12 protein-coding genes are annotated in these 11,570 nt (G+C 38.5%); all 12 read right to left on the bottom strand.

What is annotated here, in order from left to right:
• Positions 1 to 754: tagatose-bisphosphate aldolase (gene lacD, locus HMPREF2795_RS07450; RefSeq protein ID WP_075228562.1), on the bottom strand; the 754-nt coding region annotated here is incomplete at its 3' end.
• Between the two features lies 1 nt (position 755).
• The gene (locus HMPREF2795_RS07445) at positions 756 to 1,685 is read right to left on the bottom strand and encodes a tagatose-6-phosphate kinase (RefSeq protein ID WP_075228561.1); all 930 of its coding nucleotides are present in this window, start codon (positions 1,683 to 1,685) and stop codon (positions 756 to 758) included.
• Positions 1,686 to 1,695: 10 nt separating this feature from the next.
• Complete coding sequence (gene lacB / locus HMPREF2795_RS07440; protein ID WP_049526277.1) at positions 1,696 to 2,211, bottom strand: galactose-6-phosphate isomerase subunit LacB; 516 nt, start codon at positions 2,209 to 2,211, stop codon at positions 1,696 to 1,698.
• A gap of 30 nt (positions 2,212 to 2,241) precedes the next feature.
• A complete protein-coding gene (lacA, locus tag HMPREF2795_RS07435) occupies positions 2,242 to 2,667 on the bottom strand; it encodes a galactose-6-phosphate isomerase subunit LacA (protein ID WP_000029280.1) in 426 nt (141 codons plus the stop codon).
• A 257-nt stretch (positions 2,668 to 2,924) separates the two neighbouring features.
• A complete protein-coding gene (locus HMPREF2795_RS07430; RefSeq protein ID WP_075228560.1) occupies positions 2,925 to 3,818 on the bottom strand; it encodes an aldose 1-epimerase family protein in 894 nt (297 codons plus the stop codon).
• Between the two features lie 102 nt (positions 3,819 to 3,920).
• Positions 3,921 to 5,396 carry a PTS galactitol transporter subunit IIC gene (locus HMPREF2795_RS07425; protein WP_000351356.1) on the bottom strand — a complete coding sequence of 492 codons (1,476 nt, stop codon included), beginning with the start codon at positions 5,394 to 5,396 and terminating at the stop codon, positions 3,921 to 3,923.
• A gap of 44 nt (positions 5,397 to 5,440) precedes the next feature.
• Entirely contained in the window at positions 5,441 to 5,746 is a 306-nt protein-coding gene (locus HMPREF2795_RS07420) for a PTS sugar transporter subunit IIB (RefSeq protein WP_000590576.1), read from the bottom strand.
• 39 nt (positions 5,747 to 5,785) lie between these two features.
• Positions 5,786 to 6,262, bottom strand: coding sequence for a PTS sugar transporter subunit IIA (locus HMPREF2795_RS07415; protein WP_000521965.1), 477 nt, complete (start codon positions 6,260 to 6,262; stop codon positions 5,786 to 5,788).
• A 200-nt stretch (positions 6,263 to 6,462) separates the two neighbouring features.
• Positions 6,463 to 7,071 carry a hypothetical protein gene (locus HMPREF2795_RS07410; RefSeq protein ID WP_000720934.1) on the bottom strand — a complete coding sequence of 203 codons (609 nt, stop codon included), beginning with the start codon at positions 7,069 to 7,071 and terminating at the stop codon, positions 6,463 to 6,465.
• Between the two features lie 197 nt (positions 7,072 to 7,268).
• Positions 7,269 to 9,092 (bottom strand): translation elongation factor 4, encoded by a 1,824-nt coding sequence (lepA, locus tag HMPREF2795_RS07405; RefSeq protein ID WP_001047197.1) that lies wholly within the window; start codon positions 9,090 to 9,092, stop codon positions 7,269 to 7,271.
• A 78-nt stretch (positions 9,093 to 9,170) separates the two neighbouring features.
• The gene (locus tag HMPREF2795_RS07400) at positions 9,171 to 9,899 is read right to left on the bottom strand and encodes a metallophosphoesterase family protein (RefSeq protein ID WP_000133328.1); all 729 of its coding nucleotides are present in this window, start codon (positions 9,897 to 9,899) and stop codon (positions 9,171 to 9,173) included.
• On the bottom strand, positions 9,900 to 11,567 hold the full coding sequence (gene recN, locus HMPREF2795_RS07395; RefSeq protein ID WP_075228559.1) for a DNA repair protein RecN: 1,668 nt from the start codon (positions 11,565 to 11,567) through the stop codon (positions 9,900 to 9,902).
• Between the last annotated feature and the right edge of the window lie 3 nt (positions 11,568 to 11,570).

The following is an 11,570-nucleotide window of genomic DNA, read 5'->3' as shown; positions in this document are numbered from 1 at the left end:
CACCTGCACTCAAGTAGATGTATGGAAGGTTAGTTGCTTCGTCTTGAGCTTTGAAGAAAGCAGCTGCTTCTTCACGGCTGTAAACGACTTCTCCATCGCCAAACCCTTCAACGTATTTCACGTTAACTGGAACTTCTACTTTCAAGACATCGATGTTGAAACGTGGATCGGAGAAGACCTTCATAGCACCGATAACCTTATGTGGTTTTACTTTAGCATATTCTGCAGAACCTGCGTCAGCAATCTTTTCATCGTAAGCAAGAATTTCAAGGAAGAATGGAATATCCTCTGCCACACACTCAGAACCGATACGTTCAATGTAGGCTTGTTTTTGTTGGTTGAGTTCGTCAGTGCTATCTACATCATAGTAAAGCAAGAACTTAACAGCATCTGCACCTTGTTCCTTGATACGTTTTGCAGACCAAACGTCCAAGCAGTCTGGCAAGCGTTTTGTACTTGTTGTATCGTATCCTGTTTTTTCATAAGCAAGGAGAAGACCTGCATTTGGATCAAGAGCTTTTGTAGCTGGAAGTCCGTACTCAGGGTCAAGTAGCATTGATGAAGCGTATTTTGTCAATTCATCTGCTACCAAGACTTTAAGTTCTTCCATTTGAGCTACTGTTGGCTCTTCTGTTTGGTATTGAGCCATGAGGCGTTTCAAAGCACCACGTTGGTCAAAAGCAAGAGCTGAGATGATACCATTTTCATCAGAGAGTTTTTGCATACAAGCGCGTTTATTTTCTGTTAAAACCATTTTATACCTCTTTCACTACTAGTTGGTCATATAGGCCGTGATAGTTTGCCATATTGACATGACCAGTCATTTTTTCTTGAGCATTTAGCATACCAAGGACATTCGCCTTAGTCAGTAATTCTTGATCAGATTCTTTATGGAACAATCCTGAAGCAATACCTGCTACTGTAGAATCACCAGATCCAACTGGGTTTACAACTTGGATTCTTGGAATATCTACTTTATAGAAAGTGTCCCCGTGCTTAGCAAAGGCACCATTAGCACCTAAGGAAACGATGATCCACTCAATTCCTTCAAATAGGGGCTCTTCAAGAACCTCTTTTAATTCATCCAAATCTTTAGAAATTTCTCTTCCTAAAAGTTGAGACAATTCTTCATTATTTGGTTTGATAACTGTTGGCTTATGTGGAGATTCAAGAACCGCCTGAAGTGAAGCTCCTGAACAGTCCAAGACAACAGGTTTACCAGCTTGGTTAGCAAGTTCAACCAGACTAGCATAATAATCCACTGGTAGTCCTGCTGGTAGACTACCTGAAATGGCCACTACCTCTACAGTCTCTAAAAGTTCTTTGAAATGAGCCAAGAAATCTTGACCTTCTTTTTCTTGAACTTCAGGACCTTTTTCTAGGATTTCTGTTTGGTTTTCTCCATGTAGAATTGCGATACAGTTACGAGTTTCACCTTGAATAGAGAAGAAACGTTTGCTTACTTTATCATCAATATTTTCTACTAAAAAATCACCAAGTTTACCACCGACAAGTCCTGTTGCGACTACGGAGTCACCAAATTCTGATAGGACCCGAGTAACATTAAGACCTTTACCACCAGCCGTTTTCGTAACATCTACAACACGGTTGACAGTGTCAATTTTTAATTCATCCAAAGGATAGGAAATATCAATGGATGGGTTCATTGTGACTGTTAAAATCATAAGTCACCTCTTAGTCGTGGTATTCACCACGATCCCATTTTTCAAGGAACTCTGTAAAGAAGTTGGCATCAGTTTGATGGTCGTTATGAGTTTCAACGTGTTGAATTTTAGCGATCAATTTTTTGTTTTCTTCAGATGGTTTGTATTCAGCGTTGATGAAAGCATCAATGATATCACACATGAGCAATTCACCAGTGATTTTACCACCAAATCCGATTACGTTGGCATTCAATTGTTCTTTTGCATATAAAGCTGTTGTCATATCGCGAACCAAAGCAGAACGAACACCTGGAACCTTGTTAACAGCGTTATTGATACCTACACCAGTACCACAGATACATACACCAAGATCAGCTTGGCCACTAACTACTGCTTCACCAACTTTTTTACCAAAGATTGGGTAGTGTGTACGAGCGTGGTCATAAGTACCAAAGTCGATGACTTCATGTCCTTTTGATTTCAAAAATTCTGAAACCGCCATTTTTTCATTTGTTACGATGTGGTCACATCCAATTGCAATTCTCATTTTTATCTTACCTTTCTTTCAATATAAAAATTAGCACATTTTGTTCAACATGTCGACACGGATTTGGTGACGACCGCCGTCATACTTACCATTTACAAAGCCTTTAGCGATGTTCTTAGCCAATTCGTCACCAACAAGTTGAGCACCCATAGTAATCATACGTGAGTTGTTGTGACCACGAGTCATATAAGCTGAACGTTCGTCAGATACTTCTGCAGCAACCATTCCTTTGATTTTAGTTGCAACCATAAATGGACCTGCACCATAAGCATCAATGACAATACCAAGGTTTTGTTCTTCTTTTTTAACTTCTTCAGCAACTGCAAGAGTTACATCAACGAAGTCTTGACCTTCAGCTGTAACATCCACAACGTGGAAGTTTTCTTTTTCCAAGAAATCTTTAACGACTTCTTTCAATCTCAAACCTGCAGCATCTGCACCAATAACAATAGACATATTGTATACTCCTTTTTTATATAGACCAGTAAAAATTTTTTGGTTCTGGAAAGAAAATGACCATCACCAAGTAGTTACTAGTAGTTTTTGTTGACTATTTTAGTTTAAGAATGATTTATCTAATCATTCTTTGTAACTTCTCCTTTGAGAAATTGGAAGAATAACTTGTTAAAACAAACACAAATTGTTCTTTCTAAACATAATATACTACTATTGTTTAAAAAAGTCAACAGTTTATGTTTGTTTTTGTTTATTTTTTAGAAAATTTCTATATCAAAACCAATTTGATCACTTTGACCTGGATTTAAGATTCGAACATTTTTCTTATCTTCTAGATGATCGCCCTCTTCGAGTGAAGTTGACAAACCTGACCAAGGTTCCAGAGCAAGGAAAGGACCTTTATTAAGCGTTGACCAAACGATGAGGTTTGGAAACTCTTCAAAGTCCAGTTTTAATCCCTTATCATGCTTACGTGACCGTAAGGAAACAGAGCGCGAGGTTAATTCATCTAACGTCACAGCATCATAGCTAAAGAAATCATAGTTTAGATCCAATTCTTTTTGCTCTTTTAACCAGCTACTTCTATCTTGAAAATCTAACATCCCTGTTTCTGGGAATGGTTTGGGAACTGTACAAGTTTCTGGCTTTTCAAATTCAAGATAGTAGTCTTCATAAGCTTCATCATCAAATAAAGGACAGTTAAAGCCTGGATGTCCACCAATAAAATATGGCATTTTCTTATCTGTTTCCTTATTGGTAACTTGATACTGTGTTCGAATAGTCTTTCCAGTAACAGTATAAGTTATTTCTAGTCGAAAATGATAGGGATAATTCTCATACATGTCTTGGTCATCTTCGATAGCAAAGGTGACAGAATTCTCTGTTTGTTCTACTAATTCAAATTCTTTTTTTCGAACCAAACCATGACGTGGAATTTTACCTTTTACTTGACTATCATCTTCTTGATCATACAAGACAGTATCATTTCTAACGGATCCACAAATTGGAAATAGAACAGGTGCTTGTCCACTCCAGTAAGTTGGATCACCTTGCCACAAATATTCAATTCCATCTTTGTCTTTTATCGAAGAAAGTGCACCACCAAAAGTTTGAAACTGTACACTTAACTGTTCTGTTTTTAATTCAATCATTAGAATTACCTCCATTTATTTAAGGCCTAAAAAACTAGGCTGTCGACTCCAGATTTGGAAACTGACAACCTAGTTTTTACAATTTACATTTTTAGGAGCGAATTATTTTGCGTTTGCTGCGTATTCTTCATTACGTTTGATCATTTGTTTTCTGTACCATGCAAAGATACCAACGTAGAATACTAGGAATACTAATGCGCCAAGGATAGCTTTGATATCACCAGTTGTAGCGTTACCAATTGCCCAACCAAATAGTTTTTCGATTGGTCCTTCAAGAGTTGAGTGAGTAATCAATTGAGTTTGGCTTACACCTTCTGGGAAGGCACCTACACCTTTAGCAAGTTCTGTTGCAAATGGTGCGATAAGTGTACCTGAAAGAAGGAAGAGTGGCAACAAGAGTGTTCCGAAGATAATCATACGAAGCAATTTACCACGAGTAACTACCAAGAGAGCTGGAGTTACACCCATTGCAATGATACCAGCAAGTGGCAAGATACCATTTCCGACATTTGAAAGAAGCACTGCTTCAACCAACATGATTGGTGCAAGTACGTTAGCACAAGCCCAGATTTCAGCACGACCAGCGATAAATGGCCAGTCAAGACCGATATTGAATTTACGTCCTTGAAGACGTTTAGTAGCAACGTTTGTAATACCTTGTGAAAGTGGTTCTACGGCTGCGATGAACCATGAACCGATCAATGAGAAGAGCTCCAAGCAGACACCGGCAGTCAAACCAAGTGACAACCAACCTTTAATAACAAGTTCCCATTTATCAGCACCTTCAACACCAGGAACTGGATGTGGAGTTCCCATCAAACCGATAACGATACCAAGGATGAAACCGATGAAGAATTTAGATCCCCAGAAACCGATTCGTTTATTCAATTTAGCAGCGTCAAAGTCGTATTTATCAAGACCTGGGAAGAGTTTATCAAAAATCTTATCCAAAACCATGATAACTGGGTTCATCATGTAGTTCATGTGAGTTGAAGTCATTGGTGATGAACTTGGTGCGTTAAGAAGGTCATCAAATGTTGGTTTCATCAAGTCAGAGTTGATGATTTTAAGAACCCCAACAAGAACAACTGCTGCAGTCGCGATGAAGAGTGAAACTCCTTGGCTAACTCCATTGTTGTCAGCGTACCATTTGATCAAAAGACCTGTGATAGACAAGTGCCAGATATCAAAGATATCGACGTCAAGTGTATCAGTTTTCTTCATTGCAAGCATTACAATGTTGACGATCAACATCACAAGCAAGAAGTAAAGTGTCCAAGCTGAACCCCAAGTGATTGTAGCAAGTGGTGCCCAACCAACGTCGGTAATATTCAATTGAATACCAGTGTTTTCAACGAATTTTGCAAGAGACGCTGAGAAAGCACCATTTAACATACCAATGATAGCACCGATACCAGTAAGAGCGATGGCAAGTTTGATACCACCTTCAAGCGCTTTGGAGAATTTCACTCCAAAAAGTAGAGCCAATACTGTCAAAATGATCAGCATGATGATCGGTCCACCCATTTCCAAGATAGGTTTGAACAGCTTATTGGCTAGTTCGATAATGATATCCATAATTTTCCTCCCTTTATTTTTATGGAATATTTACAAATTAATAATTAACTTAGACCATGTTCTTTGATAGCTGCTTCAATATTGTCATAAACTGGAGCGCTCATAGCTGGAATACGGAACAAGATTGGTCCTGCTTCAACAACTGGGATACCTGGTTCAAAACCTAAATCAGTAGCAGCGATTGGTGTGAAGATATCATAACCTTTAATCAAGTCTTCATTGACATCTTTTACCATAACAGCATCACATTGAACATCGTACCCACGGTTAGAAAGTTCTTCTTCAAGAGCACTTTTAATTTGGTGGCTTGAGTTAACACCTGCACCACAAGCAGCAAGAATTTTAATCATTTGGATTTCCTCCGTTTTTATATAAAAATTATTAACAAATTAAGCAGTCGCTTCTGAGATATATTGGAACAAAGCTTCAGGTTCCGTAATCTTAGACAGCGCTTCAAGATGACCATTGCCTGTAAAGAAGTCCATCAACTGTGCAAGTATATTTGTTTGACTTGAACTTGAATTGTTGATGATAAAGAAGAGTAATGAAACTTCTACTTCCTTATCAGGAGCAATCATATTGTGGAATGTTACTGGTTTTTCCAGACGAACCACGACAACATTTTCAGTTAGATTATGAATTGTATCAGTATGAGGGATAGCTACGTTAGGCAAATCCTTCCCTAAAAACTCCATATCCAAACCAGTTGGGAACGATTTTTCACGTTCAATCAAGGCCGATCGATAGGTCTCTGTAACAACTTTCTTTTCTTCCAGTAGGGTTGCAACTTGATCGAAAAGTTGCTCTTGATTATCTGCTTCTAAGCAAAAGACTAAGTCTTTGTCAAAGAAATGATCTAATCCCATGACCTTCTCCCTTCATATTTAACTTTTATGGTATAAGTATAACACTATATGAAACCGTTGTCAATGTTTTTTTGTTGTATTTTGTTTGATTTTTATTTTTTTTGTTTACGAATTAAACATTTAATGATTTCAAACATATTTTTTATAAATTTCTTAATAAGTAAAACAAAAAAACAGGAAGTACTCCTGTTTTCACGATGTTAACTCTTTTTATTGGTCCAACTTTCTTCCACCATTGGAAGGAGATTTTTTAATACCTCTGGAACACCTTCAAGAGAAACATATCTAAACTTACCATCATCGGATTTAAATACCCAGATAATTAAATATTTACCATTCTTAGCAATACAGTTTACTACGTAGGCCTCATAGCCACCGATAGTTGATTTTGACCCCCATACCTTGGAGAAATCTTGACTTTTCTGTTTGGATTCATAAATGCTAGTTGAAATTTGAACAGTTTCTAGCGCTGCATATTCGCTTTCACTAATACCAAACTGTTCTGGTTTAAAAGTATTGAGAGTCACAATGTTGACATCCGTTCCATCACAGTACTGAATGTCATCTCCACCTTCAATTTCTTTGAAATGAACCCATGATTTAGGAATTTTTACATAGCCATAATCATCTGAACCCACTACTTGCGTCTCTTCTGTCTGTTTTTGCGATGAACTAGACTCTTGACTTGAAGCTTCCTGAACACTTGAAGATGCTTCTGTCTTTACCTCGTTTTTCTTCTCTGAATTGCTACAAGCAATTAGACTAAGACTACAAAGTAAAAGTGTAGATAAAGTTATTATTTTTTTCATGATAACTCTCCTTTCACTTCTATTTTAAATTATGAAGGGAAAAGTGTCAAAAAAATACTGTATTTTGACACTTTACAAAAGTAACCGTGTGATTCAAACCAAAGAAAAGGATTGAAGAAAAATGTCCAAAATGGACTTTTCTTCAATCTAAATCAACTGATCGATTTCTTAAAATCAATGCTATTCTCACATAGCGACTATTCTTCATCCATGCTCAAGACGCTGAGGAAGGCTTCTTGTGGTACTTCTACAGAACCGATAGCTTTCATACGTTTCTTACCAGCTTTTTGTTTTTCAAGGAGTTTACGTTTACGAGATACGTCACCACCATAACACTTGGCAAGCACGTTCTTACGAAGGGCTTTAATATCTGTACGAGCCACAATCTTATGTCCAATAGCTGCCTGAATCGGTACCTCAAACTGTTGACGAGGAATGATTTTCTTGAGCTTATCAACGATGAGTTTTCCACGTTCATAAGCAAAGTCCTTGTGAACGATAAAGCTAAGAGCATCCACCTTATCACCATTAAGAAGGATATCCATTTTCACCAGTTTAGATGGACGATACTCTGACAATTCGTAATCAAAGCTTGCATAACCGCGTGTCGAAGATTTGAGTTTATCGAAGAAGTCAAAGACAATCTCAGCTAGTGGGATTTGATAGATAACATTAACACGATTGTCATCGATATAATCCATAGTCACAAAGTCACCACGTTTGCGCTGAGCTAATTCCATTACTGCTCCGACGAATTCTTGCGGTACCATGATTTGTGCCTTAACATATGGTTCTTCGATAGTTGCAATCTTTGTAGGATCTGGGAACTCGGATGGGTTAGACACATCCATAGACTCACCATCAGTCTGATTAACCTTGTAGATAACAGACGGAGCTGTCATAATAAGGTCGATGTTAAACTCACGTTCCAAACGTTCCTGAATAACATCCATATGAAGAAGTCCAAGGAAACCACAACGGAAACCAAATCCAAGAGCCTGGGATGTTTCTGGTTCAAACTGTAAGCTAGCATCATTTAGTTGCAATTTTTCAAGAGCTTCACGAAGGTCATTGTATTTATTTGACTCGATTGGATAGAGACCTGCGAAAACCATTGGATTCATCTGCTTGTATCCTGAAAGTGGTTCGGTCGCTGGATTTGTCGCCAAGGTTACTGTATCACCGACACGTGTGTCCTGAACAGTCTTGATAGAAGCCGCGATATAACCAACGTCACCCGTTGCTAGGAAATCACGCCCAACTGCTTTAGGTGTGAAAATTCCGACTTCAGTTACATCGAAAGTTTTACCATTGCTCATGAGCTGAATCTTATCGCTAGGTTTGACTACTCCATCCATGACACGAACTTGGAGGATAACTCCACGATAGGCATCATAAACTGAGTCGAAAATCAAGGCTTTCAATGGTGCTGACACGTCACCAGTTGGTGCTGGTACTTTTTCGACAATTTGTTCGAGAATTTCTTCGATACCGATACCCGCCTTGGCTGAAGCCAATACTGCTTCGCTAGCATCTAGGCCAATGACATCTTCGATTTCTGTACGCACGCGCTCTGGATCTGCTGCTGGTAGGTCAATTTTATTGATAACTGGAAGGATTTCCAAATCATTATCCAAAGCAAGATAGACGTTTGCCAGTGTTTGAGCCTCAATCCCTTGGGCAGCATCAACGACCAAAATAGCACCTTCACAGGCAGCTAGGGAACGTGAAACCTCATAGGTAAAGTCCACGTGTCCAGGTGTGTCAATCAAGTGGAAGATATAAGTCTCACCATCTTTAGCCGTATAATTAAGCTCGATAGCATTAAGCTTGATAGTAATTCCACGTTCACGTTCAAGGTCCATACTATCAAGAAGTTGGGCCTGCATTTCACGACTGGAAACTGTCTCTGTCTTTTCCAAAATACGGTCTGCTAGTGTTGACTTTCCATGGTCAATATGGGCGATAATAGAGAAGTTACGAATCTTCTCCTGTCGTTTTTTCAATTCTTCTAAGTTCATCATTCTCTTCCTTTCAGGGTATCTATTAATTATAAATTGTTTTTAACATTTTGACAAGACCATACCCTGTTAGGAGTACTAATCTTCAGCAACAAAGCCGTCATTTTCAATGAAGTAATGTTCTGTCATACCTTGGTCGGTAAAGATAATCCCATGAAGGACACCGCCGTAAACAGCTCCTCCATCCATTCCAATCTTACCGTCTTCTGTCATCCAAAGTTCAGATGTACCAGGTTTTTGATCCAACAAACCATAGACTGGTGTATGTCCAAAGACAATGGTTTTTCCAGTATGATTGGCTGCTTCATGAAATGGTTTTCTGAGCCATACCTTCTTATAATCGGTAGTATCATGCCAATCATCCAAAGTCAAATCAATACCGGCATGAACAAAGATATACTTATCTGTTTCAATGACAAAAGGCATCTGACGAATAAATTCCACTAAGTCTGCTGCTTCTGTTTCAACACGCTTTGCATCTGCTACTCCATCTACTGGTGCATCCAGTGGGCGCCCCAAAATAGAATTAATAGTTGTATCTCCACCATTTCGACGATAGTGGTCATAGCTTTCTTCAGGGTTATCCAACCAAGTTAAAAACATATACTCATGGTTTCCTGATAAGCAGATAGCTCCCTGATTGTCGACCAAGTCTTTGACCATTTCTAGAACTCGGCGACTATCTTCTCCTCTATCAATCAAATCTCCAAGAAAGAGTAATTGAGTCTTACCATCCCATGTTTTAAGTAAATCTTCTAACATTCCAGCTTTTCCGTGGACATCACCAATTACATAATAGTCTGTCATTTATTTCTCCTTACTTTGTAATAATTCTCTCGCTTGAGTCAATGCTGCTTCTGTCACATTCTCTCCAGCCAACATCTTAGCGACTTCTTCAATCCTTTCTTCAACTGTCAACAAGCGAACTGTTGAAACGGTTGAATGTTCATTGCTAATCTTTTCGATGAAGAACTGATAATCTGCAATCGCAATAACTTGAGGAAGGTGAGAAATAGCTAATACTTGACCATGCTGCCCAATTTTATGAATCTTTTGTGCAATGGCTTGAGCTACACGACCTGAAACTCCCGTATCCACCTCATCAAAGACGATACTGGTCTTGCCTTCCTTACGAGAAAAAGCGGACTTGATAGCTAACATCAAACGAGACAACTCTCCACCAGAAGCTACTTTTACTAATGGTTTAAAATCTTCTCCAGGGTTGGTTGAAATGTAAAATTCAACACTCTCATTACCTTCACGACTGAATTTTCCTTGACTAAAACGAACTTGAAATTGTGCTTTCTCCATGTATAGGTCTTGCAATTCTTGCTTGATTTCAGCTTCTAAGTCCTGCGCTATTTTATGGCGAGCTTGAGCAACTTGACCTGCTAGATCCACAAGATTTTTTTCAAGTTTCTTGAGTTCGATTTCCATATCTTCAGAAGATAGATTATTTCCTGTTAGAAGATTGTATTCGTCTGTAATCTTGGCAAAGTATTCAAGGACATCATCGACACTACCACCATACTTACGGGTAATGGTGTGAATTAAATCTAGTCGGCTTTCAACCTGCATCAAACGATTACCATCAAAATCTAAATCATCAATAATGGATTCCAAGCGCTTGGTGATATCTTCTAGAACATAATAGGATTCAGAAAGGGAGTTTGAAATCTCACGATACTCTGGATCGAACTCTTCAAGACTTTCCATATCATTCATGGCCGAACGAACATTTGCAAGGCTTGAAAATTCTTCATTATCAAGCATACTATAAGCATTTGTTAAAGTATCGGCGATATGTTTATGGTTAAGAAGTTTGTCTCTTTCTTGATTAAGGGCAATATCTTCACCAGCTTTCAAATTAGCTGCTTCAATCTCAGCCATCTGAAATTCCAACATTTCAATTCGAGCCTTGTGTTCCTGCTGATTTTTTTTGATGTCAAGCACTTGCTTGCGCATACGGCGGTAATTATCGAAGCTCGTCTGATAGGCTTCTTTTAATTCAAAGAAAGAGGCATCCCCAAACTCATCCAACATCTGGATATGTCGATGTGGGCGCATTAACTCCTCTTGGTCATGTTGACCATGGATATCAACTAGCTGTTGACCAATCGTCCTTAATACTGAAAGATTAACCATCTGTCCATTGACACGACTGATGCTCCGACCGTTTTGTAAAATTTCGCGACGAATAATGATTTCATCACTCAATTCTAATCCTTGTTCATCAAAAATTTCTTCTAGCGCGCGGTTACTTTCAATTGAAAAAAGACCTTCAATTTCCGCTTTTGGAGCCCCATGACGAATAACTTCTGTTGTAGCTCGAGCTCCTAACATCATATTCATAGCGTCAATAATGATTGATTTACCCGCACCTGTTTCACCGGTTAAAACTGTCATCCCTTGTTCAAAGTTCAAAGAAATTGATTCGATGATAGCAAAATTTTTAATCGAAATTTCCAGTAACATATA

This window comes from Streptococcus sp. HMSC056C01, from assembly GCF_001811305.1.
Taxonomy (GTDB): domain Bacteria; phylum Bacillota; class Bacilli; order Lactobacillales; family Streptococcaceae; genus Streptococcus.
The sequence above is the reverse complement of the archived record's forward strand: the minus strand, read 5'-3'. Positions and strand labels throughout refer to the sequence as shown.